Below are 26739 nucleotides of genomic sequence, written 5' to 3'. Positions count from 1 at the left end.
GCAGTGATCTGCGGCGAAGTCCCCCACCCGGCCGATCGTAGGAGCACGGGTGCCACCCGGCCTCGGCTGGCTGACCGAGGCCGGGTGGCCATGTGGTCAGAAGGAGCCGATGGCCTCGTCCAGGATGCTCACGCCGAGCGCCAGCTCCTCCTCCGTGGCCGTCAGCGGCGGCGCGATCCGGAACACCCCGCCCATCCCCGGCATCTGCACGATGTTCATGTGCAGGCCCAGCTCCAGGCACCTCTGGGTGATCGGCGCGGACAGCGACTCGTCCGCGATCTCCAGTCCGACGAGCAGGCCGCGTCCGCGCACGTCGGTGACCAGCGGGTGGCGGGAGGCGATGTCGGTCAGGCCGTTGCGCAGGACCGCGCCGAGCTTCGCGGCCCGCTCGTCCAGCCGTTCCTCGATCAGCACGTCCAGCACCGTGTTGCCGACGGCGGCCACGAGCGGGTCCGACACGTGCGTGGTGAAGAACAGGTAGTTGCGGGCGTGCGCCTCGGCCTCGATTTCGGCGGAGGTGACCACGGCGGCCAGCGGCAGGCCGGCGCCCAGGGTCTTCGACAGCGTCAGGATGTCGGGCACCACGCCGTCGCGCTCGAACGCGTACCAGGTGCCGGTGCGGCACAGTCCGGTCTGGGCCTCGTCGAAGATCAGCAGCATCCCGCGCTCGCGGCACTTCCGCTGCAGCGCGGCGAAGTAGCCCGGCGGTGGTTCCAGGATGCCGCCGGAGGAGAGGATCGGTTCGACGATGCAAGCGGCCAGCGAGCCGACGGACTGGGCGTCGACCAGGTCGAACGCCAGGTCCAGCCGCGCCTGCCAGTCACCGGCGGACGGCGCCGGGATCGCGAAGTTGCCGGGCGCGGCGGGGCCGTAGCCCTTGCGGCCCGCGCTGTAGGTCGCGGCGGCCGCGGCGGCGGTCATGCCGTGCCACGACCTCGCGAACGCCACCACCTCGTGCTTGCCGGTCACGAGCTTGGCCATGCGCAGCGCGGCCTCGTTCGACTCGGCTCCCGTGGTGAGCAGCTGCACCTTGGACAGCGACGGGGGCAGCGTCTCCGCCAGGCGCCGCGCCAGGTCCACCACCGGGCGGCTGAGCATGCCGCTGAACAGGTGGTCGAGGTTCGCGATCTGGCGCCGCACCGTCTCGACGACGCGCGGGTGCGAGTGGCCGAGGATCCCGCTCATCTGCCCGGACGTGAAGTCCAGGACGCGGCGGCCGTCCTCGGTGAAGAGGAAGCTCCCCGACGCGCTGTCGATGATCTCGCGCGTGAACGTGCCGCCGTAGCGGACGAGGTGGCGGTCGACGTCGTCCCAGAAGTTGTCCATGCGGAAACGCTAGGACGCTCCGAGCATCAGGTCCATCTCACGATTCCACGCTCGCTGTTCGGAAATACTGCACAGCATGACGCTCAACCCGTGGCGCCTGCGCCTGCTCAGCCAGCTCGACGCGCTGGGCACCGTGCGGGCCGTGGCGCAGGCCGCGAACCTGAGTGCTTCGAGTGTGTCGCAGCAGCTCGCGGTGCTCGAGAGCGAGACGCGCACGCAATTGATCGAACGGACCGGGCGGCGCGTCCGGCTCACCTCGGCCGGGCTGATCCTGGCGCGGCGGGCGCGGTCGATCCTCGACCAGATGGAGGCCGTCGAGGCCGAGCTGCGCGGCCTGAACGACGAACCGTCCGGCCTCATCCGGCTCGGCGCGTTCCAGAGCTCGATCCACACGCTCGCCGTGCCCGCCGTGCGGCGGCTCGGCCATCCGCACCTCGACGTCGAGCTCATCGAGCTGGAACCGCACGCGAGCATGCCCGCGCTGCTGGCGGGTGAGGTCGACGTGATCATCACGACCACGGACTTCGTGGAGCAGCCGGTACCGCGCGACATCGACGTGGTGCCGCTCGGCGAGGACCCGATCGTGCTGCTCTCGCCGCCCGGACAGCCGCGCAACGACCTCGCGGCGTGCGCGGAGGAGCCGTGGGCGTTCGACGTCCCCGGCTCCTACATGGCGAACCTCGCGACCCGGTTGTGCCGGCAGGCGGGGTTCGAGCCGAGGGTCGTGGGCAGGTTCAGCAACTACATGCTGACGCTCGAGCACGTCGAGGCCGGGCTGGCGGTCGCCGTGCTGCCCGCGCTCGCCGTCGACCGGCGGTTCGACGTGGTCGCGAAGGAACTGCCGGTGACGCGGAGGATCACCGCCGCCGTGCGCCGCGACTCGCGCGCCGCGATCACCGTGGTGCTCGACGCCCTGCACGCGGTGGTTCCAGCATCTGGAACTAGTTGAGATGTCATCTAAACTGGGGGCAGACGACTGAGGAGGGTTCCGTGCCCCGCGAGACAGAGCCGCTGCGGAAGCTGGGTTTTCTCACCATCGGGCTCTTCGACGAGCACGATCCGGGAGCCGGTCACCGGGCCACCCTGGACGTCATCGTGCTCGGCGAACAGCTGGGGTTCGACAGCGCGTGGGTGCGGCACCGGCACCTGCAGTTCGGCATCTCGTCGCCGGTCGCCGTCCTCGCCGCGGCGTCCCAGCGGACCAGCCGCATCCAGCTCGGCACCGCGGTCATCCCGCTCGGCTGGGAGAACCCGCTGCGCCTGGCCGAGGACCTCGCCACGGTCGACGTGCTGTCGGGCGGGCGGCTCAACCCCGGCGTCAGCGTCGGCCCGCCGATGCACTGGGACGACGTGAAGCAGGCGCTCTACCCGGAGACGGCCGACGTCGAGAACTTCGGCTACGACCGCGTGCGGCGGCTGCTGGACTTCGTCGGCGGCGAGAAGGTCGCGTCGTTCAGCGGCGTCGAGGGCATCGAGGTCTGGTCGGACCGCGTGCAGCCGCACTCCGCCGGTCTGCGCGACCGCATCTGGTACGGCGGCGGGAGCCTGCGGTCGGCGACGTGGGCGGGTGAGCACGGCCTGAACCTGCTCACCAGCAACGTGGCCCAGTCCGAGGGCTCCGAGGACTTCGCCGAAACCCAGCTGGCGCACATCCGGACGTTCCGCGAGCACGGCGGAGGGCGCGTGTCGCAGGGCCTCGTGGTGATCCCGACCGACTCGGCCACGCCCGAGCAGCGCGCGAAGTACCGGGCGTACGTCGAGGGACGGGCCGGGCGCATCGGCAAGACGTTCGGGCCGCGCCGGATGATGTTCGAGCGCGACCTCATCGGCACGTCCGCGGAGATCGCCGAGCAGCTGTACGCGCACGCGGCGTTCCGGGAGGTCGACGAGGTGGCGTTCGCGCTGCCGTTCAGCTTCGAGCACGAGGACTACGTGCAGATCCTCACCGACATCGCGACGAAGCTCGGCCCGGAGCTGGGCTGGTCGCACGCCTAGCACCCACCACCACGCGGCCTCGGCGGTTCCCCGCCCCATCGCCCCGCACCCGTCTACATTCGCGGGAGTGACTGTGGAGCGGATCCTGGCCGCCGCCGGCCTCACCGGCGCCCGGACCAGCCCCTTGGGCGGCGGCACGTACAACTCGGTGTACCGGGTTTCGGCGCACGAGGGCGAGTTCGTGCTCAAGGTAGCACCCGGTGAGCAGCCCGGCCTGACCTACGAACGGCAGCTGATCCGCACCGAGGCCATGTTCTGCACGCTCGCCTCGCCGGTCGCGCCGGTGCCCCAGGTCGTGCACACCGACAACGCCACGTTCCTCCTCACGACGTTCCTGCCGGGCACGCCCGTTTTCGGCCGGTCCGACCTGGACCGGCCGTCGCTCCGCCGCCGGCTCGGCGAGACGACGCGCGCACTGCACGAGGTGACCGGGCCCGGGTTCGGCTATCCGCAGCTCGGGCTGCACGACACGTGGACCGGGGCGTTCTCCGGCATGTTCGAGGCCGTGCTGGCCGACGCGGAACGGTACGGGGTGCGGCTGCCGACCGCCGACCTGGGCAAGCACGCCAAGGCGTTCGACGAGGTGCGGCGGCCCGCGCTCGTGCACTTCGACCTGTGGGACGGCAACGTCCTCGCCGGCACCGGGCTGACCGGACTCGTCGACGGGGAGCGGGCGTTCTGGGGTGATCCGGTCGCCGAGTTCGTGTCGCTCGCTCTCTTCGGGACGATCGAGGACGACGAGGACTTCCTGACGTCGTACGGCTTCGAGTTCACCGACTCGGCCCGCGTCCGGCTGGCCGCCTACCAGGCCTACCTGTACTCGATCATGCTCACCGAACGGGTGCCGCGCGGCACCGCCGACGCCGGGTTCGAGACGATGATCACCGACGCGCTCAAGCGCGCACTCGGCGTTCTCGCCTGACCTCGGCACGTGATCTGGGAAGCTGGACCTGTGCGCGTGGCATTGCTCGGCCCCACGGCGGTCGAGACCGACGACGGCACACCGGTGGACATCGGTGGTGCCCGCGTCCGCATGCTCCTGGCCCGTCTCGCACTCGACCCCGGCCGGCCGGTGCCGACGACGACGCTGATCGACGACCTGTGGGGCGAGCAGCCGCCGGCCGACGCCGGCAACGCCCTCCAGTCGCTCGTGTCGCGGCTGCGCAAGGTCTGCCCGGTCGCGCTGGAACCCGGCGGGTACCGGCTGGGTGTCGCGACCGAGGACGTCGACGTCTTCCGGTTCGAACGGCTGCGCGCCGCCGGACGGCCGGGCGAGGCGCTGGCGCTGTGGCGGGGTGACGCGCTGGCCGACGTGCGGGAGGCGCCGTTCGCCGGGCCCACCGCCGCCCGTCTCGAACAAGCCCGGCTGTCCGCCGAGGAAGACCGCGGTGAGCTGGACGTCGCCGCGCTGACGGCGTTGCACGAGAAGCACCCGCTGCGCGAACGGCTGGCGGGTCTGCTGATGCGGGCGTTGTGCGCGCAGGGCAGGCAGTCCGAGGCGCTGCGCCTCTACGCCGAGGTGCGCGGCAGGCTCGCGGACGAGCTGGGCGTCGACCCCTCGCAGGAGCTGCAGGACGTCCACCTCGCGGCGTTGCGCGGCGAGCTCGGGCCGCGGCCCGTCGTCGACCGGTTGCCGGTGCGGCTCACCAGCTTCGTCGGGCGTGACGACGAGCTCGCGGAGATCACCGGGCGGCTCGGCCGGTCCCGGCTCGTGACGCTGGTCGGGCCCGGCGGGGCGGGCAAGACGCGCCTCGCCACCGAGGTGGCGGCGCGGCATCCGTTGCACGGCAAGGGACGCGTGTGGTTCGCGGCGCTGGCGAGCGTGCGGGCGGCGGAGGACCTGGCCGGTGCGGTGCTCAGCGCGTTCGAGGTGACGTTCGCCGGCGACCCGCGGCGGCGGGCGGGCGAGGGCATGGACCGGATCGCCGAGGTCCTCGGTGCCGGGGAGTCGTTGCTGGTGCTGGACAACTGCGAGCACCTCGTCGGCGCGGCGGCCGAGTTCACCACCGAGCTGCTGCGCAGGGTGCCGAACCTCCGCGTGCTGGCGACCAGCCGCGAGCCGCTCGCCATCGACGGCGAGTCGCTGTGCCCGGTCGGCCCGCTCGCCGTGCCGAACGGCCAGGCGGACCTGTCCGGCTTCGGCGCGGTGCGGTTGTTCCTCGACCGCGCGAGCGCCGTGAGACCGGGGTTCCGGCTCGACGAGTCCACTGTGGACGATGTGCGGCTGATCTGCCGCAGGCTCGACGGCATGCCGCTCGCGCTGGAGCTCGCGGCGGCGCGGCTGCGGTCGATGACGGTCCGGCAGATCACGCAGCGCCTCGACGACCGGTTCCGGCTGCTCACCTCGGGCAGCCGCACCGCGCTGCCGCGCCAGCGGACGCTGCGCGCGGTCGTCGAGTGGAGCTGGGACCTGCTGACCGAGGAGGAGCTGCGGCTCGCGCGGCGGCTCGCGGTCTTCCCGGCCGGCGCCGACCTCGCCGCGATCGAGGCGGTCTGCCTGCCGGACGCGCTGTACGTGCTGACGTCCCTGGTGGAGAAGTCCATAGTGGACGTCGTCGAGATCGCGGGCGAACCGCGGTACCGGATGCTGGAGACCATCAGGGTCTACGCCGACGAGCAGCTCGACGCGTCCGGCGAGAAGCCGGAGGTCGTCGGCCGGTTCCGGCGCCACTACCGCGAGCTGACCCAGCGGTGGGAACCGCTCACCCGCACCGCGCGCCAGCTCGAGGCGATCGACGTGTACGAGGCGGAGCAGGACAACGTCGTGGCGGCCCTGCGCGGGGCGATCGACGACCGCGAGGTCGAACTGGCGGCGGACCTGCTCGGCGGCACGTTCTGGTACTGGCTCGTCAAGGGCGACAACGAACGCGCGGAGATGTCGGTGCGCGACGTGCTCGCGCTCGGCGACCTGCTGCCGCCCGACCGCTACGCCACGTTCCGGGCGATGCAGCTCATCATGGCCGCGGTGCCCGGTGTCACGGACGCCGCCGAGGCCGCGGCGGTCATCGAGCACTGCGTCAGCAGCGGCGCCGTGCAGAAGTACCCGTCGCTCGCGATCGCGTTGCCCATGCTCGGCTTCCTGAGCCAGAACTTCGAGCTCGCCCGGCGCGAGGTGAAGCGGGCCGCCCAGAGCGAGGACCCGTGGGCACGGGCGGGTGCGGAGTGGGCGCTGAGCTTCATGCTGGTCGACGAGGGCGACCTCGAAGGCGCCGAACGGGCCCGTGACCGCGCGTACGACCAGTTCACCGCCATCGGTGACCGGTGGGGGTCGGCGATGACGCTCGGCATGAAGGCCGCGTTCGTCTCGCACACCGGCGACAACCAGGCGGCGATCGACCTGTACGAGCGCGGGCTGGCGGTCGCGACGGAGCTGCGGTCCCAGGACGACGCCGTGCAGCAGCGGTGGCGGCTCGCGGTCGAGTACGCGCGGATGGGAGACCACGCCGCGGCAGAGCGTGAGATCACCGGCGCCGAGGAGTTCGTCAGGACGGTCGGCAACGAGCAGCTGTCCACCATGCTCGACTACGCCAAGGCCGAGGTCCGGCTGCGCGCGGGCAGGGTCGAGGAGGCACGTGCGCTGAGCACGGCGTTCAGGCAGCGCGCCGCGACGCCGACCGTGCTCGGGTCGTTCATCGCGGAGTGGGTGGCCATGCTCGACGCGCGCATCGCCCTCGCCGACGGCCGGTTCGACGAGGCCGCCGGGTTCGCCGCGGTGGCGGTCGGGACGACGTCGGAGCGCGCCGACATGCCGGACCTCGCGACGGTCACCGAACTGCTCGCGCTCGTCCGGCACTCCCAGGGCCGCGCCGGTGCGGCCGCGCGGTTGCTCGCCCTGGCCCAGGTCATCCGAGGACGCCTCGACATGGGCGACCCGGACGTGCGGCGGCTGGTCGCCGAGCTGGGCGAGCCCGAACGCCTGGCGATCACCAAAGCCGAGGCGCTGCGGCGGATACGCGAAGAGGCGGGCTTCAGCACCGGCTGAAGCCCGCCCGTCCCCCTCGGCTCACACGCGCTTGCGGTAGGCCCACGTCGCCAGCGGGAAGAAGACCGCCACGGCGGCGACCATCCAGACCAGCGAGCCGGTGAGCGGCCCGGCGATCGCGCCGCCGTTGAGCAGGCCGCGCAGCGCGTCGGAAAGAAGGCTCACGGGGCTGATGTCGGCCCACGCCTTGAGCCAGCCCGGCATCGTGTCGGTGCCGACGAACACGTTGCTGCCGAACGTCAACGGCATGATCAGCACGAACATCATGCCCTGCACGGCCTGCGGGGTCTTGAGCAGCATGCCCACGAAGACCGAGGCCCAGCAGAAGCACAGCCCGAACGCGATCGTCAGTCCCGCCGCGACCAGCAGCTCGACCGGCCCGGTCTGCACCCGGAAGCCCATGATCGTGGCCACCACGAGCAGCACGACGATGCACACGACGTACCGCACGACGTCCGCGAGCACCGCCCCGACCAACGGCGCCGAACGCGCGATCGGCATGGAGCGGAACCTGTCGAACACGCCCTTGGACACGTCGGTGTTGAGCTGCACGCCGGCGGTCATGCTGGCCTGCAGGATGTTCATCACCATGATCCCCGGCACGAGCATCTGCAGGTAGCTGTCGGTGCTGCCGGCGAGCGCGCCGCCGAACAGGTAGGTGAACATCACCAGGAAGATGATCGGCGCGAGCGTGACGTCCATCAGCTGCTCGGGGTTCTTCCGGATCTTGAGGATTCCCCGCCAGGCCAGCGAGAAGCCGTGGCGCACGCCCCGGTCCAGCGCGATCGTGCTCATGCCGGGCTCCCCTCGGTCTGCTTGCCGGTCAGCGCCAGGAACACCTCGTCGAGCGAGGGCAGCCGCAACGCCAGTTCGTCCGCGGTGATCCCGGCGTCGTCGAGCTTGCGGACCAGGGTGGACAGCAGCACCGGGTCGTTCACCGGCGCCGTCAGCAGTCCGGTGTCGTCGTGGCGCGTCGGCCGCGCGCCGGTCAGGTCACCGAGGATCCGGTGCACGACGTCGAGATCGCTCAGCGACGTCGGCCGCACCTGCAGCGTCTGCCCACCCACGCGGCGCTTCAGCTCGTCCGGCCGACCCTCGGCCACCACCCGGCCGTGGTCGAACACCGTGATGGAGTCGGCGAGCTGGTCGGCCTCCTCCAGGTACTGCGTGGTGAGCAGGACCGTCACGCCGTTCGCGACGAGCTTGCGCACCACCGCCCACACCTCGTTGCGGGCGTGCGGGTCGAGTCCGGTGGTCGGTTCGTCCAGGTAGAGCACGGACGGGTTGCCGACCAGGCTGGCGGCGAGGTCGAGCCGGCGGCGCATACCGCCGGAGTACGTCTTCGCGGCCCTCCCGGCGGCGTCGGTGAGCTCGAACTGCTCCAGCAGCTCGGCCGCCCGCGCCCTGGCCCCCGCCCGCGAGTGGTCGAGCAGCCGCGCGAGCAGCACGAGGTTCTCCGTGCCGGACAGGTCCTCGTCCACCGACGCGTACTGCCCCGTCAGCCCGATCAGCGACCGGACCGCCCGCGGGTCCTTCACGACGTCGTGCCCGTGGACCGTCGCGTGCCCCGCGTCCGGGCGCAGCAACGTCGCCAGCACCCGCACCGCCGTGGTCTTGCCCGCGCCGTTCGGCCCGAGCACCCCCACGACCCTCCCCTGGGGCACCTCGAGGTCGACGCCGTCCAGCGCCTTGGTCTCCCCGTAGTGCTTGACCAGGCCTTCTGCCCTGATCGCGAGCGCCATCGTTCCTCCCTGTGGTTCCGCGAGGAAGTCTGCGCCGCCGCGCTGGCAGACCGCGCACAGCGCGCTGTCAGCCCCTGGCAGCGGCCGCCATCCGGCGCACGGCCTCGGTGATGATCTCGGGTGACGTGCCGAGGTTGAACCGCACGTGCCCCTCTCCCCCGCTTCCGAAGTCGGCGCCCGGCATCAGCGCGACCCGCGCCCGTTCGAGGAAGAACGCCGCCGGGTCGTCGCTGATCGCGCGGCAGTCGAGCCAGGCGAGGAAGGTCGCCTCGGAGGGTGTGTAGCCGATCTCGGGCAGGTGCTCGGCGAGCAGGTCCCGCAGCAGCACCCGGTTCTCGGCGAGGCCCGCCAGCACCGCGTCGAGCCACTCGCCGCCCTCCCGCAACGCGGCGGCGTGCGCGATCGTGCCGAAGTGGCTCGGCCCGTGGCTCACCTCCTCGGGCAGGGCCGCGAGCTCGTCGGTGTTCGAGATGGCGACGGCGGCGCGCACGGCCGCGAGGTTCCAGCCCTTCGACGCGGACATGAGCGACAGGCCGCGCGGGTCGACGCTCAGGTACGGCACGAACTTCGAGGTCGTGGCGACGAGCGGGGCGTGGATCTCGTCGGCGACCACGCGAACGCCGTGCTCCTCGGCCAGTCGTGCGAGGGCCGTCAGCTCCTCGGCGGTGTGGGCGGTGCCGGTGGGGTTCTGCGGGTTGCACAGCAGGTACACCGGGCGGTCGGCGTTGACGTGCCGGAACGTCCGCTCCAGCAGGTCGAGGTCGAGCCGCCCGTCGTGCAGCGGCGCCTCGACGACCGCACGGCCCGCGCTGCGGACGAACAGGTAGAACGGCGGGTACACCGGCGGGCTGACGATTACCGGAGCGCCAGGGCCGGACACCAGCTTGATCAGCTCGACGGCGCCGAGCATCACGTCCGGCACGAGAGCCGTGCGGTCCACGGGCAGGTCCCAGTCCCAGCGCTTCTTCGCGAACGCCGCGAGGGCCTCCTGGTAGGCGGTGCCGGCCGGATAGCCGGTGTCGCCCAGTTCGAGGGCGTCGACGAGGGCCTTCTTGATCGGCTCGGCCGGGTCGACGTCCATCTCGGCCACCCACAGCGGCAGCACGTCGTCGGGGAACTCCCGCCACTTCACGCTCGTGCGCTGCCGCAGCCGGTCCAGCGACAGGGTGCTCAACGGGTTCCGCATGCACCCCAACGTAGGCCAAGCCCGGGGGGTGCGGCCGCTCGGTTGCGCGCTGATCAGCTCAGCGCGTGCGTCGCCGTAGCCCCTCCGTCCACCACGAACTCGCCACCCGTGCAGTACGCGCTCTCGTCGCCGGCGAGGAACAGCACGACGTTCGCGACGTCCTCCGGCTGCCCGATCCGCCGCAGCGCCAGCTTCTTCCCGATCGGCGACACGTCGATCGGCCGGCCGAGCGCCTCGCTCACCATCGGGGTGTCGATCGCGCCGGGGTGCACCGAGTTGACGCGGATGCCGTGCTGTCCCAGTTCCATCGCGGCGACCTTGGTCATGCCGCGGATCGCGAACTTCGACGCCGTGTACGCCACCAGATAAGGCATTCCCCCGAGGCCCTCGACGGACGACACGTTCACGATCGAACCGCCGCCCGCCCGCCTCATCGACGGCACGACCGCGCGCATGCCGAGGAACGTGCCGACCTGGTTGACGTCGACCACCCGCCGGTAGTCGGCGAGCGTGGTCTCGGCGAGCGTGGAGAAGTGCAGGACGCCCGCGTTGTTCACGAGGACCGTGATGTCACCGAACGCCGAGGTGGTGAACGCGATCGCCTCGGCCCACGACTCCTCCGACGACACGTCGAGGTGGCAGTACTCGGCGCCCAGTTCGGCGGCCAGCTCCTTGCCCTTCTCGTCGAGGACGTCGGTGATGACCACCCGCGCGCCCTCGGCGGCGAACCGGCGTGCCGCGGCCGCGCCCTGACCGCGCGCCGAGCCGGTGATCAGGGCGACCTTCCCGTTCAGGCGCATCTACATCATCTCGTCGGTCAGCGGCATCATCACGGTCTTGAGCTCGGTGTAGGCCTCGTAGGCGCTCTGGCCGCCCTCGCGGCCGAGGCCCGACTGCTTGTAGCCGCCGAACGGGATGTGCGGTTCGAGCTGGAAGCCGTTGATGCCGACCATGCCGACGCGCAACGACTTCGAGACGCGGAACGCGCGGCGGACGTCGTTGGTGTAGACGCCGGCGCCCAGGCCGTACTCGGTGTCGTTGGCGATGCGGATGGCGTCTTCCTCGGTGTCGAACGGCACGACCGTCAGCACCGGGCCGAAGATCTCGTCGCGGGCGATGGCCATGTCGTTGCTGGCGTCGGCGAAGATGGTCGGGGCGACGAAGTTGCCGGACGCGAGGTCGCCCTCGAGCCTCGTGCCGCCGGTGACGAGGCGGGCGCCGTCCTCCTGGCCGCGTTCGATGTAGCCGAGGACGCGGTCGAGCTGCTTGGCGTTGATCAGCGGGCTGGCGAGCACCGCCGGGTCGAACGGGTCGCCGAACGTCACCGCGCCCGCGAGCACCTGCGCCATCGAGATGAACTCTTCCTGGGCGTCGCGCTGCACGAGTGCGCGGGTGTGCGCGACGCACGCCTGGCCGGACAGGCCCATGGTGACCATGCCCATGCAGGTCATCGCGGCGAGACCGACGTTGGGGGCGTCGGCGAACACGATGGCGGGCGACTTGCCGCCCAGCTCCAGGGAGACGCGCTTCATCGTGCCGGCGGAGGCCTCGACGATCCGGCGGCCGACGGCGCGGCTGCCGGTGAAGCTGATCTTGTCGACCAGCGGGTGGGTGATCAGCGCCTCGCCGGTCGGGGTGCCGGGGCCGGTGACGAGGTTGACGACACCTCCGGGCAGGCCGGCTTCGAGCAGCAGCTCGACCATGCGGATCACGCAGAAGCTCGCGTACTCCGACGGTTTCACCACGACCGTGCAGCCCGCCGCCAGCGCGGGGGCGAGCTTCTGGGCGAACAGCACGAACGGCGCGTTCCACGGCAGGATGGCCGCGACGACGCCGACCGGTTCGCGGAACGTCATCGCGAGGTGGTCGCCGCCCTGGTACGGCGGCAGGGTCTGGCCGCCGGCCTTGTCGATCCAGCCCGCGTGGTGGTCGAAGATGTCGGCCGCGATGCTCACCGAGGTCGCGTAGATCTGGCCGAACGACAGCGGCACGCCGTTGTCGAGCGCCTGCAGGCCTTTCAGCTCGTCGGCGTGCTCGCGCAGCAGATCGCCGTAGCGGCGCAGGACCTTGATGCGCTCGCCCGCCTTCGACCGCGGCCACGGGCCCTCGTCGAACGCCTTGCGCGCGGCGCGCACGGCGGCGTCGACGTCCTGCTCCGACGCGACGGCGAAGCTGCCGACCTCCTCCCCGTCGCCGGGTGGCGGTGGGTCCAGGTCCTGCCCGCCTCGCGGAACTCGCCTCCGATGAGGAGCCGGCCGTCCTTGAGTCCCAGCGTCTCGCGGTGCGGTTGGACGGTGAGCGTCACAGCTCCTCCTACAGGGCCATCGTTTCCGTACAGGCGAAAGTCCTCTGCGGATCCCGGTCGGCGAAGTGGCCGTCGAGATCGGTGAACGAGCCGAACTCCTGCTCGACGGTCGGCGGCGCCATGAGCGCGACCTTGCCGCCGTGCACGACGAAGACCTGCCCGTTGATCTTCTCGGCGGACGGTCCCGCCAGGTGTGCCACGAACTTCGCGACGTGTCCGGGGGCCAGCGGGTCGTCTCCCTCCGGCGCCTCACCGAACACGTGCGCGGTCATCCCCGTCCTGGCGCGCGGGCAGATCGCGTTGGCGCGCACGCCGTACCGGCTCGTCCCCCTGGCCGTCGCGACGGTCAGCGCGGTGATGCCCGCCTTGGCCGCCGCGTAGTTGGCCTGCCCCTCGGACCCGAGCAGGAACGCCTCCGACGAGGTGTTGACGATCCGGGCGTAGACCGGTTCGCCCGCGGCCTTGGACTGCTGCTTCCACAACGCGACGGCGTTGCGCGACAGCAGGAAGTGGCCGCGCAGGTGCACCCGCACGACCAGGTCCCACTCCTCGTCGGTCATGTTGAACAGCATCCGGTCGCGCAGCACGCCCGCGTTGTTCACGACGACGTGCAGCCCGCCGAACTGCTCCACGGCGGCGGCGACGAGGGCGTCGGCGGTGCTCCGCTCGCCCACGTCCCCTTCCACCACGACGCACTTCGCGCCCAGTTCCTCGATCTCGGCCGCGGCGGCGCCTGCCGATCCCGGCAGGTCGTTGAGCACGATCGAGGCACCGGACCGCGCGAGCTCGAGCGCTTCCGCGCGGCCGAGCCCGGCGCCGGCGCCGGTGACGACGGCGACCTTCCCCGCGAGGTCCACAGGAGACTCCCTAGTCGAACAGGATGACCTGGCGGATCAGCGATCCGCCGCCGCGCAACGCCTGCAGGCCCTCGTTCACGTCCTCCAGCTTGATCCGCTTGGAGATCATGCCCTCGAGGTCGAGCCGGCCCTGCCGCCACAACGCGATCATGCGCGGCACGTCCCGCCGGAAGTTCGCCGTCCCGTAGAACGACCCGTGCAGCGTCTTGTCGTGCAGGAAGAGTTCTTGGGCGCTGAACGACACCATCGCGTCCGCCCGGCCCGCGCCGACGACGACCGTGTGGCCACCGCGCCGCGTGAGGTCCCACGCCTGCCGGATCGTGGCGGGGATGCCGACGACGTCGAACACGTAGTCGAAGCCCATCCCCATGTTCAGCTGGTTGTTCAGGTCCGCGAGGCCGTCGGGTGACGTCGCGTGCGTCGCGCCGAACTTCAGCGCCACCTCGTGCTTCTCCTCGACGGGGTCGACCGCGACGATCCGCGCCGCGGCCGCGAGCCGGGCGCCCTGGACGACCGCCACGCCGACACCACCGCAGCCGATGACCGCGACGCTGGAGCCCGGTTCGACCTTCGCGGTGTTGAGCACGGCGCCGACGCCGGTCAGGATGCCGCACGACAGCAGCGCGGCGACGTCCCACGGCACGTCGTCGTCGATCTTCACCGCCGCGTCCGCCGGCACGACCATCTCCTCGGCGAACGCCCCGAGCCCCGCGTAGCCGAAGGCCGGGTTGCCCCCGACGACGAACCGCGGTGACGTGAAAGCGGAGATGGTGTGCACGAGGCACAGATGTGCTTGACCGGTGACGCATTGAGCGCATTTGCCGCAGGGCGGCACGAACGTGATCGCCACGTGGTCGCCGACCGCGAGCGAGGTCACGGCGCTTCCGACCTCCGCGACCTCACCGGCGCCCTCGTGCCCGACGACACCGGGTGCCAGCGCGGGCAGGGTTCCGTCCATTGCGGACAGGTCGCTGTGGCAGACCCCGCACGCCTTGATCCTGATGCGGATCTCCTGCGGTCCCACGGGTGTGGTCGTGACGTCGTCGCGGAGCTCGAGCTTGTCGTCGCCTACCTGGTTGAGCACGGCAGCCTTCACCGGTATCACTCCTCGCTGAGCGCACGGTCGACGTACTCGACGGACACTAGAATCTGTTCCTGTTCTTGACAAGGCCCATCAGCGTGAGAGGCGCAGTGCGCCTTTGGGGCAGGCGACGACGGCCCGCTGCGCCGGAACCTCCTCCGCCGACGTCAGCTCACCGTCCCGGATCTGCAAAACCTCGTCGTCGTCGAGGTCGAACACCTCGGGCAGGATTGACACGCACTCCCCGTGCGCCTCGCACAGCGAGGGGTCTACGCCGACCTTCATCGCGGCCTCCTGACAGCAAGTAGAACTTGTTCTAGAGTAGCGGGCATGCGCATCGGTTTCACGCCCGAACAGGAGCAGTTGCGCCAGGAGTTGCGGGCGTACTTCGCCGCGCTCATGACGCCGGAACGCAGGGCGGGCCTCGCCGGGGGCGGCGACTACGGCGACGCCGCGGTCTACAAGGACACCGTCCGGCAGATGGGGCTCGACGGCTGGCTGACGATCGGCTGGCCGGAGGAGTACGGCGGGCGCAACCGCCCGATGCTCGAGCAGCTGATCTTCCTCGACGAGGCTTCCGCGGCCGGCGCGCCGGTGCCGTTCCTCACGCTGAACTCCATCGGGCCCACGATCATGTCGCTCGGAACGCCCGAGCAGAAGGCCTTCTACCTGCCGAAGATCGCGTCCGGCGAGCTGCACTTCGCCATCGGGTACTCCGAGCCGGAGGCGGGCACCGACCTCGCCGCGCTGCGCACGCGGGCCGTCCGCGAGGGCGACGAGTACGTGGTCAACGGGCAGAAGATGTGGACGAGCCTCGTCCAGTACGCCGACTACGTGTGGCTCGCCTGCCGCACCGATCCCGGCTCGCGGCGGCACCGCGGCCTGAGCGTGATCATGGTGCCGACCACCTCCCCCGGCTTCTCCTGGACGCCCGTGCCGACCATGTCCGGGCCCACGACCAGCGCCACCTTCTACGACAACGTGCGCGTGCCGGCCGGGAACCTCATCGGCGAGGAGCACCAGGGCTGGAAGCTCATCACCAACCAGTTGAACCACGAACGCGTCGCGCTGTGCTCGGCCGCGCCGTTGCAGGCAGCGCTGCGCGATGTTCGTCAATGGGCGACCGAAACCGGTGCCGTGAAACAGGAGTGGGTGCGGCTGCACCTCGCCCGAGTCCACGCCAAGACCGAGTTCCTGAAGCTCGTCAACTGGCGCATCGCGTCCGGCTCCGACGAGGCGCCGTCCCCCGCCGAGGCCTCCGCCACCAAGGTGTTCGGCACCGAGTTCGCGACCGAGGGCTACCGGTTGCTGATGGAGGTGCTGGGCGCGAACGGGATCGTGCGCGCCGGCTCACCGGGAGCGGTGCTGCACGGCCGGGTGGAACGCATGCACCGGTCGTCGCTGATCCTCACGTTCGGCGGCGGCACCAACGAGATCCAGCGGGACATCATCGCGCGGGCGGGCCTCGGACTGCCCGCCGCACCCCGGTAGGGAGACTCCGTGGACTTCACGCTGACCGAGGCGCAGCGCGAGCTGACCGCCCTGACCCGCAAGATCCTGGAGTCGTCGGACGCGCCGTGGTCCGACCTCGTGAAGTCGGGCGTCGTGCCGGAGCGGCCCGAGGAGTTCGGCGTGCTGGAGCAGTGCGCCGTGCTCGTCGAACTGGGCCGTGCGGTCTCGGCCGTCCCCTACCTGCCCACGACGGTGGCGTCGTCGGCGCTCGTGGAGTTCGGGACGCCGGAGCAGCGGTCGCGCTGGCTGACGCCCGGAACCGTCCTGTCGGTCGCGTTGTCCGAGGCCGACGGAGTGAAGACGACCGTGCCGTTCGCCGGCACCGCGGCCGCTTTCCTCGTCGCGCACGAGGAGCAGGTGTTCCTCGTCGAAGCGGACCGGCTGGAGGTCCTCCCGCAGGAGTTGGTCGACGGCTCGGACGCGGGCTGCTTCGAGTTCGGCGGCACCGGCGAGGTGGTGCCCGGACTTTCCCCCGGCTGGCTGATCACGCGGTACACGCTCGGGTTGTGCGCGTTGCAGCTCGGTGTGACCGAACGGGCGCTGGAGCTGACGGCCGAGCACGCGCGGACCCGCGTGCAGTTCGATCGTCCTATCGGCAGCTTCCAGGCCGTGGCGCAACGCCTCGCTGATGCGTACATCGACGTCGCGGCGATCCGGTTGACGCTCTGGCAGGCCGCCTGGCGCCTGTCGGAGGGCCTCGACGCGGACGAGGAGGTGGCGACGGCCAAGTTCTGGGCCGCCGACGCCGGGCACCGCGTGGCCCACACCGCCGTGCACGTCCACGGCGGCACGGGCATCGACCTGAGCCACGAGGTGCACCGGTACTTCACCGCGGCCAAGCGCCACGAGTTCGAGCTGGGCGGGGCGACCGCCCAGCTCCTCGCGCTCAGCGCAGCTTGGTGAGGCGCTCGACCGTCGCGTCGAACTCCGCCAGCAGGTCCGCCACCACCGCGGCGACCGGGCGGACCTCGTTCATCCGCCCGACGACCTGCCCGACCGGCATCGAGACCACGGACGGGTCCTCGGACCGGGCGATGCGCAGGTGCGCCTCGCTCACCAGCAGGTTCTGCAACGGCATCGGCAGCGGTTCCGGAGCCTCGGCGGCGGCCCACGCCTCGGTCCACCGCGTCTTGAGCAGCCGCGCGGGTTTGCCGGTGTAGATGCGGGTGCGGACGGTGTCGCCGGACCCGGCCGCCAGCAATGCCTCCTGGGTGCTCGAGTTGCCCAGGGTGTACTCGGCGGTGGTGAGCCAGCAGGAGCCCATCCACACGCCGGACGCCCCGAGCGCCATCGCCGCGGCCGCCTGGCGGCCCGAGCCGATGCCACCGGCCGCGAGCACCGGGACGTCCACGGCGTCGACGATCTCCGGCACCAGCACCATCGTCGCGACCTCACCCGTGTGGCCCCCGGCCTCGTAGCCCTGCGCCACCACGATGTCGACGCCGTTGGCGACGTGCCGTCGTGCGTGCTCTCCCTTCCCGGCCAGCGCGGCGACCGGGACGTCGCGGGCGTGCGCGCGTTCGATCACGTCGGCGGGCGGCGAGCCCAGGGCGTTCGCGATCAGCCGGATCGGGTGCTCCAGCGCCACGTCGACGTGCGAGCGGGCGACGCTGTGCAGCCAGCCCAGCACGCCCTCGCCACCTTCACCGTCCGGCAGCGGTGGCACGCCGAGCTTCAGCAGCGTCTGCTGCACGAAGTCCTTGTGGCTCTGCGGGATGAGCCCGGCGAGGTCGATCTGCGTGCCCTCCTCCGGCACGGTCGCGGGCATGACGATGTCGACGCCGTACGGCTTGCCGCCGGTGTTCTCGTCCATCCACGTCAGCGTGCGGTCGAGGTCCTCCGCGTCGTTGAACCGCACGCACCCGAGGACACCGAGTCCCCCGGCCCGGCTGATCGCCGCCGCCACGTGCTCGGAGGGCGTGAAGCCGAAGACGGGGTGCTCGATGCCCAGTTCGTCACACAGGCTGGTGCGCATGGTCCTCCACGTGGCGCTGGGCCCACTGGTAGTCGGGTTTGCCGCTCGGGGTGCGGCCGATCTCGTCCACGAGCCACAGCGACCGCGGCACCTTGTAGCCCGCGAGCGTCTCGCGGACGTGGGCGTCCAGTTCGGACAGCGTGGGCGTCGCCCCGTCGCGCGGCTGCACGATGGCGCCGACCCGTTGACCGAGCAGGTCGTCCGGCACACCGATCACGAGCGCGTCGAACACGTCGGGGTGCGACTTCAGCACGCCCTCGACCTCTTCCGGGAAGACCTTCTCGCCACCGGTGTTGACGCAGGTGTTGCCGCGCCCCAGCAACGTGATGTCGCCGTCCTCCTCGAACCGCGCGAAATCGCCGGGCACCGTGAACCGCCTGCCGTCGACCTCCACGAACATCCGGGCGGTCTTCTCGGGGTCCTTGTAGTAGCCGAGCGGGATGTGCCCGCCGCGCGCCAGCCTGCCGACGACACCGGGCTCCGGTTCGAGCTTGGTGCCGTCCTCGTCGATGACGATGGTGTCCTCGTTGAGCTTCACCTTGGTGCCGTCGGTCTTGACGATCTCCTTGGGCACCGCGCCGATGCCGGTGGACCCGGTCTCGCTCGACCCGATCGACTCCAGCAGCGTGGTGTGCGGCAGGAGCTCCTGGTACATCTTCTTGACGGGGTAGGAGAACAGGGCGGCGCTGCTGTTGAGGATGAACAGCGAGGAGCCGTCGTAGTCGCCGCGCTGGAACTCCTCGATGAGCGGCCGGCCCATCGCGTCGCCCGTGATCGCGGCGACCTGGACCTTCTCCCGTTCGATCACCCGCCAGATCTCGGCGGGGTCGAACTTGGGCACCAGCACCACCGTGCTGCCGCAGAACAGGGCGCCGAGCACGGCCCACTGCGCGGCGCCGTGGATCAGCGGCGGCAGGCACAGCCGGACGAGCCCGAAGTCCTTGCCGGACCTCGCCTGGTGCCACTCGTCGGTCAGCCGCTCGCCGGTCACGAAGTCGATGCCGCCGCCGAGCGTGCGCCACACGTCCTCGTGCCGCCACATCACGCCCTTGGGCATGCCGGTCGTGCCGCCGGTGAAGAGGATGTAGAGGTCGTCCGGGCTGCGCGGCCCGAAGTCCCGCTCACCGGACTCCTCGCTCAGCGCGGTCTCGTAGTCCGCGCCCTCGAACGGTTCCTCGGTCTCGTCGTCGATCACGACCGCGTGGCCGGGCACGCCGACCTCCGCGACCAACGGCGAGTACCGCCGTTCGTGCACGAGAGCGGTCAGGTCCGCTTCCCCGAACAGGTACTGCAACTCGTTCTTGGTGTAGCGGTAGTTCACGTTGATGGCCACGGCCCGAAGCTTGTAGACCGCGATCATGGCTTCGACCAGTTCGATCGAGTTGCGCGCGTAGAGCCCCACGTGCGCACCTTGCGTCACGCCGTTCTTCGCCAGGTGGTGAGCCAGTTTGTTGGCTCGCGCCTCGAGCTCGGCGTAGGTGACCCTCTTGGCCCCGCACACGAGCGCGGTCCGGTCGGGCACGGTGTCTGCGGCGTGTTCAACGAGGTCTGCGACGTTGAGGGCCATAGCACGAAAGTAGAACGTGTTACTGTTCTCGACAATCCCCCGTGCGGTCAGACTCGATCCAGGAGGCGCGCGAATGACGACCACGACGGAACCACACGCGTTGGTGGACTTGGTCGACAACGTTCTGGTCGTCACGATGAACCGCCCGGAGGTCCGCAACGCGCTGTCCGGTCCGATGCTCGCGATCATGCGGGAGGCCTGGGACCGCGTCGACTCCGACCCGGACGTCCGCGTCTGCGTCCTGACCGGCGCGGGCGGCTCGTTCTGCGCGGGCGCCGACCTCAAGGCCATGACGTCCCACCACCCCGGCGAGCACGCGGGCGAGTTCGACTTCTCCGTCATCGAACCACTGCTCAAAGGTCGCCGGTTGACGAAACCGCTCATCGCCGCGGTGGAGGGACCCGCCGTCGCGGGTGGCACGGAAATCCTCCAGGCGACGGACATCCGCGTAGCCGGCGAGAGCGCCCGCTTCGGCGTCTCGGAGGCCCGCTGGGGCCTGTTCCCCCTCGGCGGCTCGGCGGTGCGGCTGCCGCGCCAGATCCCCTACACGGTCGCGGCCGACCTCCTGCTGACCGGACGGCACATCCGGGCCGCGGAGGCCAGGGAGATCGGGCTGATCGGGCACGTCGTACCGGACGGCCAAGCCCTGGCCAAGGCGATGGAGCTGGCGGCGTTGATCACGGCGAACGGGCCGATCGCGGTGCGCAACATCCTGCGGACGATGCGGGAGACCGAGGCGATGCACGAGAACGACGGGTTCACAGTGGACGCCCGGCTGGGGATGGAGGTGTTCTCCAGCGAGGACGCGAAGGAGGGCCCGCGGGCGTTCGCGGAGAAGCGCAAGCCGGAGTTCAAGGGCCGCTAGGCGGTGGAGCACCCGGCCTCGCGGGCCGGGTGCTCCACCGAGGACCTACCTGATCCAGCGCTGGTCCTCGTAGTTCGAATTGCACGCCGAGACGAACACGTACCCGTTGGCGTGCGCCGCGAGGCACATGCCGGGGTACTGCCGGTTCTCCAGCAGCCCCGGGTCCGGCGGGTAGCCGATCCAGCGCTGGTCGCGGTAGCCGGAGTCGCACGTCGAGGTGAAGACCTCGGCTCCGTGGGTCGCGAGGCACTTGCCGCTGAACAGGTTCTGGACCATGCCGCTGCTGCCGATGGACCAGAACTGGTCGTCGTACTGACCGCAGAAGCCGGAGCCCGTGCTCGGGCCGTAGTGCATGAACACCTTCGGATCGTGGTTGGCCATGCACATGTTGGGCAAGCCCGCGTTGCGCCAGATCGTGAAGGCCGCGGCGTTGACGGGGTCACCCTGGTGCCCCGGCGACGCCGCCGCGATCCCCGATGACAGTCCCAGCAACAGCGCCACTGCGGCCAGCAAGCCGAAAACGCGCATGGCGAAACATCGATTGCTCACGTGAAACCCTTCTATCCCCCAGGTGAGCCCCGATCGACGGGGCCCTCGCCCACCACCGTAGCGAAGAAGGGTTTCAGTCCACCATCGCCTTCAGACGTCGTTGGCCGCGATGAACCCGAACGTCATCGCCGGCCCGATCGTCGACCCCGCGCCGGCGTAGCTCCGCCCCATCACCGCGGAGCTCACGTTGCCCGCCGCGTACAACCCCGGGATCACCGACCCGTCCGGCCGCAGCACACGGGCCCGCGCGTCCGTCACGAGCCCGCCCTTGGTGCCGAGGTCACCGGGCACGATCTTGAAGGCGTAGTACGGCGCCAGCCACAGCGGCGCGAGGCACGAGTTCGGGATGACCGCCGGGTCGGTGTAGTAGTGGTCGTAGGCGCTGTCGCCGCGCCGGAAGTCGGTGTCGCGGCCCGTCAGCGCCTGGGTGTTGAAGCGGCTGACGGTGGCTTTCAGGGCGGCGCCGGGCACACCGATCGCCGACGCCAGGCCGTCGAGCGAGGAGCTCCTCACCACGGCACCGGACCGGTACCAGCCGTCCGGCAGCGGCAGGGCGGGGGCGACGTCGGCGAACAGGTACCTGTTGCGGTAGTTCTGGTCGACGACCAGCCAGGCCGGGATGCAGGGATCGGCGGGGTTCCTGTCGTACATGACGTGCACGACGTCGCTGTAGGGCGCGGCCTCGTTGACGAAGCGGCGACCGGCCGCGTTGATCATCAGCCCGCCGGGCAGGGTGCGTTCGGCGAGGCAGAAGTACGGGGAGCCGGGCGTCGGGATCGCGGGACCCCACCAGGCGTCGTCCATCAGGTCGAGGGCGGCACCCGCGCGCTCGCCCGCGAGGTGGCCGTCGCCGGTGTTCTCCGCGGCGCCGACCGTCCACTGCGTACCGATGGGCTGGCGCTGGTACTGGGCGCGCATGGCCGCGTTGTGCTCGAAGCCGCCGGAGCCCATGATCACGCCGCGGCGGGCGCGCACGACGCCTCGGGTGGTCACGACTCCCCTGACCGCGCCGTTCTCCACCACCAGGTCCAGCAGGCCGGTGTTCAGCCACACCGGCACCCCGGCCTGCACCAGGCCCGCGCGCAGACCGCCTGCCAGGGCCTGGCCCATCGTCAGCGGTTTCCGGCCCGCCACGGCCGCGGCGGCGCCCCGGGCCAGAGCGGCGGCGGCGGTGGCGGCGCCCTTCGCGTTGACCAGGGCGAGGGCGAGCCACTTGTAGTCGGCGCCGTAGATGACCATGCCGGCCGGGGTGGCGAGGTAGGGGGCGTTGAGGTTCGCGAGCTCGGCGCCGAGGATGCGGCCGTCGATCATCTCCGGTTCGATCGACCGGCCCTTCGCGATGCCGCCGGGCAGTTCCGGGTAGTAGTCGCTGTAGCCGTCCATGTGCCGGAAGCGCAGCGGGCTGTTGCGCATGACGAACGAGATCATCCGCGGCCCGTGCGCCAGGAAGGCCTGCTGGCGCGCCACCGGGACGTCGCCGACGACCGCCGCGAGGTACTGGGCGGCCTTGGCCGGGGTGTCGGGCACCCCGGCGGCGAGGATCACCTCGTTGTTCGGGATCCAGATGCCCGCGCCGGACCGGGCGGCGGACCCGCCGTAGGTCGGCGCCTTCTCCAGCACCACGCAGCTCAGGCCGCGCTTCGCGGCGGTGAGGGCGGCGGTCATGCCGGCCGCGCCCGCTCCGACCACGACGACGTCGAACTCGCCGAGGCCGGCAGCAGCGCTGGAGGGTCTGGCCAGTCCGGAGGCCAGCGCGAGGCCGGCTCCGGCGAGCACCTGGCGGCGGTTCACGGTCATGGGGTCGCTCCCGGCATCGTCTTGCGGTGGTCCCAGCTGGCGGTCCTGGTCGGACGGAAGATCACGGCGACGCGCCTCGCCATCGCCTTGCGCAGGGCGTCACGGGCCCGGGGGTCGTCGCCGACCTCGCCGAAGTTGCGCTCCACCACGGCGTCCACGACCGGGCCGAGGTCGGTGAACTCGGTGACGCCCTCCATGTGGACGCCGCGCAGCTGCTCGTAGGACTCCCCCGCCTCGGCGAGCACGCTGCAGCGCGGGTCCCGCCGCAGGTTCACGACCTTCTGCGACTTGCGGTCGGTGCAGAACACGATCTCGCCGTCCACCCACGCGAACCACATCGGCGCGAGGTGCGGCAGCCCGGTGCGGCCGATGGTGGCCACGACCAACGTCCTCTGCCCGCGCAGGAAGTCCTCGACCTCGGCGGCCGTCATCCTGATCGCGTCACGCACGCTCGCGCAGCTTCCGCTTGTAGAGCTTGCCGTTCGGGTCGCGCGGCAGCTCGGCCACGTACTCGACCGTGCGCGGCAGCTTGAACTTCGCGAGACGCGTGCGGGCGAACTCCAGCAGCTCCTCGGTCAGCGCGTCGTCGCCGGCGACCCCGTCCGCGGGCTGCACGACCGCCTTGACGGCCTCGCCCCAGTCCGGGTGCGGGACGCCGAACACGGCGACGTCCGCGACCTTCGGGTGGCAGACGAGCTCGCCCTCGATCTCCGCCGGGTAGATGTTCACCCCACCGGAGATGATCATGTCGTTCTTGCGGTCGCACAGGAACAGGTAGCCGTCCTCGTCCAGATGACCGATGTCCTGCAACGTGAACAGCTTGCCGACGCGTGCGGCGCGGGTCTTCTCGGAGTCCTTGTGGTACTCGAACGTCGAGTCGCCCATCCGCATGTAGACGAGACCCGGCTCGCCCGCCGGCAGCTCCGTGCCGTCCTCGGCGAGGATCTTGATCTCGGACGTCGGCCACGGCAGCCCGACGGAGCCCGGCTTGCGCAGCCACTCCCGGGCGGTGATCGCGGTGCCGCCGCCCTCGGTGGCGGCGTAGTACTCGATCACGACCGGCCCCCACCAGTCGAGCATGCGGCGCTTGACCTCCACCGGGCACGGCGCGGCGCCGTGGATCATCGCGCGCAGGGAACCCATGTCGTACTTGGACTTCACGTCGTCCGGCAGCGCGAGGAGCCGGTGGAACTGGGTCGGCACCATGTGGCTGTGGGTGACCCCGTACCGCTCGATCAGCCGCAGCATCTCCTCCGGCGCCCAGTGGTCCATGAGCACCGCGGTGTGGCCCAACTGGACGGAGATGGTGACGAAGTTGAGCACGGCCGTGTGGTAGAGCGGAGAACCGCACAGGTGCACGTGCCCGTCGTGCGGCTTGATCCCGAAGATGCCGAAGAACCAGGCCGCGGACGGCGGGACGACGTCGGGGTCGGCTCCGGTCAACGGCCGGCGCACGCCCTTGGGCCGTCCCGTGGTGCCCGAGGTGTAGAGCATCGGCGAACCGGTGGTGCGGCCGTCGGGCCTGCCCTCCTCGCCCTCGCCGAGCGCGGTCAGCGGCTCGAACCCGTCGACCTCGCCCACGGCGAACCGCGCTCCCGCAGGCAGGCTAGCCGCGGCTTCCACGGCCGCCGCCGCGAAGCTTTCGTGGCCGACGAAGGCCTTGGCACCGCTGTCCTGCACGAGGTACGCGACCTCGGCCCCGGTCAGGTGCCAGTTGGCCATCACCACGTAGAGGCCGGTCTGGTAGGCGGCGAAGTACACCGCCACCAGTTCGGCGCTGTTGGGCAGCATCAGCACGATGCTGTCCCCGGGTCGCAGCCCCAGTGACCGGAACCCCCGCCCGTAGCGGTTCGCGGCGTCCGCGAGCCCGGAGTAGCTGATCTCCCGGCCGCTCGGATCCACCAGCGCGGTCAGGTCCGGCTGATCGGCGGCGATGTTCCAGAGTCCTGTGACCACACCCTCAAAGTAGAACGCGTTTCACTTACTGACAAGCCTCCGCGACGGCCTTGATCGAGGCGACGTCACGGCATCCGACGAGCAGCATCGTGACGCCCGCCTTCTCCCACCGGCCGATCTCCGCCCGAACGTGGTCCGCCGTCCCGACGATGCTGATCTCGGCCACCAACTCGTCCGGAACGGCCCGTGCCGCCTCCTCCTCTCGACCCGCCTGGAAGAGTCCGCCGACGTCCCGCACGACCTCGCCGTACCCCATGCGGGTGAACACCTCGGCGTGGAAGTTCATGCTGGGGGCGCCCATCCCGCCGATGTAGAGGGCGACGAACGGCTTGAGCACCGCCCTGACCGCCGCCGGGTCGTCCGTCACGACGACCTGGCAGGTGGCCGCGACCTCGAAGTCCTCCCTGCTCCGGCCGGACTTCGCGAACCCCTCGGCGAGCCACTCGTCGTACATGCCGGCGAGCCGGGGCGCGTAGTAGATCGCGAGCCACCCGTCCGCGATCTCCGCTGCCAGCGCGACGTTCTTCGGACCCTCGGCACCGAGCCAGATCGGCAGGTCGGCGCGCAGCGGGTGGGTGATGGGCTTCAGCGGCTTGCCCAGGCCGAGCGAGCCGGGACCCCGGTAGGGCAACGGGTAGTGCGGGCCGTCGTTGACCACCGGCGCCGCCCGCGCCATCACCTGCCGCAGGATCGACACGTACTCCCTGGTCCTCGCCAGGGGTTTCGCGAACGGCCTGCCGTACCAGCCCTCCACCACCTGCGGCCCGGAGACGCCGAGACCCAGCACGAACCGGCCGCCCGACAGGTGGTCGAGCGTCAGCGCCTGCATCGCGCAGGCCGCCGGCGTGCGCGCCGACATCTGCACGACGGACGTGCCCAGTCGCACCCGCCGCGTCCCCGGCCCCCACCACGCCAGCGGGGTGAAGGCGTCCGACCCCCACGCCTCGGCGGCGAACACCGCGTCGAAGCCGAATTCCTCCGCCGCCGCCACGAGTTCGGCGGCGTTCCTGGGCGGACCGGCGCCCCAGTACCCGAGCTGCAAACCGAGCTTCATGCACCCATCTTGCCACCATTTCGAGAACCTGTTTCACTTTGATCTGTGACTCGGCCGCTGAGTGCTCCGCTCGACGTTGGCTTCGACTACACGCGCTCCCTCGGCCCGACGCTGGGCCGGTTCCTCTCCGATCTGCGCCGCCGCAGGGTGACCGGCATCCGCGGCAGCGACGGGCGCGTGCACGTGCCGCCGCTCGAGTACGACCCCGTGACCGCCGAACGCCTGTCGGAGTTCGTGGAGGTGGCGGCGACCGGCGTCGTGCGCGGCTGGTCGTGGATCCCCGAACCCCTGGAGGGCCAGCCGCTCGACCGGCCGTTCGCGTGGGCGCTGATCCAGCTCGACGGAGCGGACACCTCGCTGCTGCACGCCGTCGACGCCGGTTCTCCGGAGGGGATCTCCACGGGAGCACGCGTGCGGGCCAGGTGGCGTGGCGACCGCGCCGGCGCCATCACCGACATCGAGTGCTTCGAGATCTCCGACGCCCCCGCCGACCCACCGGCCGAGGCGGACGACGTCACGATGGTCACCACGCCCGTGAACCTCCACTACACGCATTCGGCGTCACCGACCGAGGACCCGTTCCTGCGCGGGCTCATGGAGGGCCGCCTGATCGCGCAGCGCTGCCCGGAGTGCGAGAAGGTCTACTTCCCGCCGCGGCCGGCCTGCCCCACCGACGGCGTGCCGACGACGGACCGGGTCGAACTGGCCGACCGCGGCACCGTCACCACGTTCTGCGTGGTCAACGTGCCGTTCCTCGGTCAGCGCATCCCGCCGCCGTACGTCTCGGCGTACGTGCTGCTCGACGGCGCGGACATCCCGTTCCTGCACCTGCTGCTCGGCGTCGCGCCGGAGGACGTGCGGATGGGCATGCGGGTGGAGGCGGTGTGGAAGCCGCGCGAGGAGTGGGGCCCGACGATGCAGAACATCGACCACTTCAAGCCCTCCGGCGAACCGGACGCCCCGTTCGACTCCTACTCCCAGCACCTGTGA

General features: G+C 71.1%; 24 protein-coding genes. 8 read left to right on the top strand and 16 right to left on the bottom strand.

The window, feature by feature from the left end:
* Nucleotides 1-96: 96 nt before the first annotated feature.
* Entirely contained in the window at nucleotides 97-1326 is a 1230-nt protein-coding gene (locus tag V1227_RS03980) for an aspartate aminotransferase family protein (RefSeq protein WP_329791089.1), read from the bottom strand.
* Nucleotides 1327-1402: 76 nt separating this feature from the next.
* Between V1227_RS03980 and V1227_RS03975 the strand changes: the two genes are divergently transcribed.
* The 4 genes from V1227_RS03975 (at nucleotide 1403) to V1227_RS03960 (ending at nucleotide 7303) form a co-directional block, all read left to right on the top strand.
* Entirely contained in the window at nucleotides 1403-2275 is an 873-nt protein-coding gene (locus V1227_RS03975; protein ID WP_329791088.1) for a LysR substrate-binding domain-containing protein, read from the top strand.
* A gap of 41 nt (nucleotides 2276-2316) precedes the next feature.
* A complete protein-coding gene (locus tag V1227_RS03970; protein ID WP_329791087.1) occupies nucleotides 2317-3321 on the top strand; it encodes an LLM class flavin-dependent oxidoreductase in 1005 nt (334 codons plus the stop codon).
* Nucleotides 3322-3388: 67 nt separating this feature from the next.
* Nucleotides 3389-4243: an aminoglycoside phosphotransferase family protein gene (locus V1227_RS03965; RefSeq protein ID WP_329791086.1), complete on the top strand. Its 855-nt coding sequence runs from the start codon at nucleotides 3389-3391 to the stop codon at nucleotides 4241-4243.
* Nucleotides 4244-4273: 30 nt separating this feature from the next.
* Nucleotides 4274-7303 (top strand): BTAD domain-containing putative transcriptional regulator, encoded by a 3030-nt coding sequence (locus tag V1227_RS03960; RefSeq protein ID WP_329791085.1) that lies wholly within the window; start codon nucleotides 4274-4276, stop codon nucleotides 7301-7303.
* Between the two features lie 21 nt (nucleotides 7304-7324).
* Here V1227_RS03960 and V1227_RS03955 read toward each other — a convergent pair whose 3' ends face one another.
* The 8 genes from V1227_RS03955 to V1227_RS03920 all read right to left on the bottom strand — a co-directional run bounded on the left by V1227_RS03955 (nucleotide 7325) and on the right by V1227_RS03920 (nucleotide 14759).
* On the bottom strand, nucleotides 7325-8098 hold the full coding sequence (locus V1227_RS03955) for an ABC transporter permease (protein WP_090096495.1): 774 nt from the start codon (nucleotides 8096-8098) through the stop codon (nucleotides 7325-7327).
* Entirely contained in the window at nucleotides 8095-9045 is a 951-nt protein-coding gene (locus V1227_RS03950; protein ID WP_329791084.1) for an ATP-binding cassette domain-containing protein, read from the bottom strand. Before V1227_RS03950 ends, V1227_RS03955 begins: the two co-directional genes overlap by 4 nt.
* A 67-nt stretch (nucleotides 9046-9112) precedes the next feature.
* Nucleotides 9113-10231, bottom strand: coding sequence for a MalY/PatB family protein (locus V1227_RS03945; protein ID WP_329791083.1), 1119 nt, complete (start codon nucleotides 10229-10231; stop codon nucleotides 9113-9115).
* Between the two features lie 53 nt (nucleotides 10232-10284).
* Nucleotides 10285-11031 carry a glucose 1-dehydrogenase gene (locus V1227_RS03940; RefSeq protein WP_329791082.1) on the bottom strand — a complete coding sequence of 249 codons (747 nt, stop codon included), beginning with the start codon at nucleotides 11029-11031 and terminating at the stop codon, nucleotides 10285-10287.
* Nucleotides 11032-12444, bottom strand: a complete 1413-nt coding sequence (locus V1227_RS03935) for an aldehyde dehydrogenase family protein (protein ID WP_329793955.1) — start codon at nucleotides 12442-12444, stop codon at nucleotides 11032-11034.
* A gap of 100 nt (nucleotides 12445-12544) precedes the next feature.
* Complete coding sequence (locus tag V1227_RS03930; protein WP_329791081.1) at nucleotides 12545-13393, bottom strand: SDR family NAD(P)-dependent oxidoreductase; 849 nt, start codon at nucleotides 13391-13393, stop codon at nucleotides 12545-12547.
* A 10-nt stretch (nucleotides 13394-13403) separates the two neighbouring features.
* Nucleotides 13404-14489 carry an alcohol dehydrogenase catalytic domain-containing protein gene (locus V1227_RS03925; protein WP_329791080.1) on the bottom strand — a complete coding sequence of 362 codons (1086 nt, stop codon included), beginning with the start codon at nucleotides 14487-14489 and terminating at the stop codon, nucleotides 13404-13406.
* A 78-nt stretch (nucleotides 14490-14567) separates the two neighbouring features.
* Nucleotides 14568-14759: a ferredoxin gene (locus tag V1227_RS03920; RefSeq protein WP_329791079.1), complete on the bottom strand. Its 192-nt coding sequence runs from the start codon at nucleotides 14757-14759 to the stop codon at nucleotides 14568-14570.
* A gap of 45 nt (nucleotides 14760-14804) precedes the next feature.
* On the opposite strand from V1227_RS03920, the gene V1227_RS03915 reads away from it, so the two are divergent.
* Complete coding sequence (locus V1227_RS03915; RefSeq protein ID WP_329791078.1) at nucleotides 14805-15965, top strand: acyl-CoA dehydrogenase family protein; 1161 nt, start codon at nucleotides 14805-14807, stop codon at nucleotides 15963-15965.
* 9 nt (nucleotides 15966-15974) lie between these two features.
* Nucleotides 15975-16889: an acyl-CoA dehydrogenase family protein gene (locus V1227_RS03910; protein ID WP_329791077.1), complete on the top strand. Its 915-nt coding sequence runs from the start codon at nucleotides 15975-15977 to the stop codon at nucleotides 16887-16889.
* On the opposite strand, the gene V1227_RS03905 is transcribed toward V1227_RS03910, so the two are convergent.
* Nucleotides 16873-17961, bottom strand: a complete 1089-nt coding sequence (locus tag V1227_RS03905; protein WP_329791076.1) for an NAD(P)H-dependent flavin oxidoreductase — start codon at nucleotides 17959-17961, stop codon at nucleotides 16873-16875. The genes V1227_RS03910 and V1227_RS03905 overlap by 17 nt on opposite strands.
* Nucleotides 17942-19528 carry an acyl-CoA synthetase gene (locus V1227_RS03900; RefSeq protein WP_329791075.1) on the bottom strand — a complete coding sequence of 529 codons (1587 nt, stop codon included), beginning with the start codon at nucleotides 19526-19528 and terminating at the stop codon, nucleotides 17942-17944. Before V1227_RS03900 ends, V1227_RS03905 begins: the two co-directional genes overlap by 20 nt.
* A gap of 73 nt (nucleotides 19529-19601) precedes the next feature.
* On the opposite strand from V1227_RS03900, the gene V1227_RS03895 reads away from it, so the two are divergent.
* Complete coding sequence (locus V1227_RS03895; protein WP_329791074.1) at nucleotides 19602-20393, top strand: crotonase/enoyl-CoA hydratase family protein; 792 nt, start codon at nucleotides 19602-19604, stop codon at nucleotides 20391-20393.
* Between the two features lie 45 nt (nucleotides 20394-20438).
* Here V1227_RS03895 and V1227_RS03890 read toward each other — a convergent pair whose 3' ends face one another.
* The 5 genes from V1227_RS03890 to V1227_RS03870 form a co-directional block, all read right to left on the bottom strand.
* On the bottom strand, nucleotides 20439-20921 hold the full coding sequence (locus V1227_RS03890; RefSeq protein ID WP_329791073.1) for an RICIN domain-containing protein: 483 nt from the start codon (nucleotides 20919-20921) through the stop codon (nucleotides 20439-20441).
* A 111-nt stretch (nucleotides 20922-21032) separates the two neighbouring features.
* Nucleotides 21033-22739, bottom strand: a complete 1707-nt coding sequence (kstD, locus tag V1227_RS03885) for a 3-oxosteroid 1-dehydrogenase (RefSeq protein ID WP_329791072.1) — start codon at nucleotides 22737-22739, stop codon at nucleotides 21033-21035.
* Complete coding sequence (locus V1227_RS03880; protein WP_329791071.1) at nucleotides 22736-23188, bottom strand: pyridoxamine 5'-phosphate oxidase family protein; 453 nt, start codon at nucleotides 23186-23188, stop codon at nucleotides 22736-22738. Before V1227_RS03880 ends, kstD begins: the two co-directional genes overlap by 4 nt.
* Entirely contained in the window at nucleotides 23181-24695 is a 1515-nt protein-coding gene (locus V1227_RS03875; RefSeq protein WP_329791070.1) for an acyl-CoA synthetase, read from the bottom strand. Before V1227_RS03875 ends, V1227_RS03880 begins: the two co-directional genes overlap by 8 nt.
* A gap of 25 nt (nucleotides 24696-24720) precedes the next feature.
* Complete coding sequence (locus tag V1227_RS03870) at nucleotides 24721-25749, bottom strand: LLM class F420-dependent oxidoreductase (protein WP_329791069.1); 1029 nt, start codon at nucleotides 25747-25749, stop codon at nucleotides 24721-24723.
* A gap of 45 nt (nucleotides 25750-25794) precedes the next feature.
* On the opposite strand from V1227_RS03870, the gene V1227_RS03865 reads away from it, so the two are divergent.
* A complete protein-coding gene (locus V1227_RS03865; RefSeq protein ID WP_329791068.1) occupies nucleotides 25795-26739 on the top strand; it encodes a Zn-ribbon domain-containing OB-fold protein in 945 nt (314 codons plus the stop codon).

It is taken from the genome of Lentzea sp. DG1S-22, from assembly GCF_036321065.1.
Classification (GTDB): domain Bacteria; phylum Actinomycetota; class Actinomycetes; order Mycobacteriales; family Pseudonocardiaceae; genus Lentzea; species Lentzea jiangxiensis.
Note: the sequence above shows the minus strand (reverse complement) of the source record. Positions and strands in the feature narration are given on the sequence as shown.

Bases quoted from the DNA above. Each gene is read 5' to 3' on its own strand.
- V1227_RS03940 (WP_329791082.1), bottom strand. From the start codon at position 11,031: ATGCGCCTGAACGGGAAGGTCGCCCTGATCACCGGCTCGGCGCGCGGT.
- V1227_RS03890 (WP_329791073.1), bottom strand. From the start codon at position 20,921: ATGCGCGTTTTCGGCTTGCTGGCCGCAGTGGCGCTGTTGCTGGGACTG.
- V1227_RS03915 (WP_329791078.1), top strand. From the start codon at position 14,805: ATGCGCATCGGTTTCACGCCCGAACAGGAGCAGTTGCGCCAGGAGTTG.
- V1227_RS03870 (WP_329791069.1), bottom strand. From the start codon at position 25,749: ATGAAGCTCGGTTTGCAGCTCGGGTACTGGGGCGCCGGTCCGCCCAGG.
- V1227_RS03975 (WP_329791088.1), top strand. From the start codon at position 1,403: ATGACGCTCAACCCGTGGCGCCTGCGCCTGCTCAGCCAGCTCGACGCG.
- V1227_RS03945 (WP_329791083.1), bottom strand. From the start codon at position 10,231: ATGCGGAACCCGTTGAGCACCCTGTCGCTGGACCGGCTGCGGCAGCGC.
- V1227_RS03955 (WP_090096495.1), bottom strand. From the start codon at position 8,098: ATGAGCACGATCGCGCTGGACCGGGGCGTGCGCCACGGCTTCTCGCTG.
- V1227_RS03900 (WP_329791075.1), bottom strand. From the start codon at position 19,528: ATGGCCCTCAACGTCGCAGACCTCGTTGAACACGCCGCAGACACCGTG.
- V1227_RS03895 (WP_329791074.1), top strand. From the start codon at position 19,602: ATGACGACCACGACGGAACCACACGCGTTGGTGGACTTGGTCGACAAC.
- V1227_RS03950 (WP_329791084.1), bottom strand. From the start codon at position 9,045: ATGGCGCTCGCGATCAGGGCAGAAGGCCTGGTCAAGCACTACGGGGAG.
- V1227_RS03920 (WP_329791079.1), bottom strand. From the start codon at position 14,759: ATGAAGGTCGGCGTAGACCCCTCGCTGTGCGAGGCGCACGGGGAGTGC.
- V1227_RS03905 (WP_329791076.1), bottom strand. From the start codon at position 17,961: ATGCGCACCAGCCTGTGTGACGAACTGGGCATCGAGCACCCCGTCTTC.
- V1227_RS03980 (WP_329791089.1), bottom strand. From the start codon at position 1,326: ATGGACAACTTCTGGGACGACGTCGACCGCCACCTCGTCCGCTACGGC.
- kstD (WP_329791072.1), bottom strand. From the start codon at position 22,739: ATGACCGTGAACCGCCGCCAGGTGCTCGCCGGAGCCGGCCTCGCGCTG.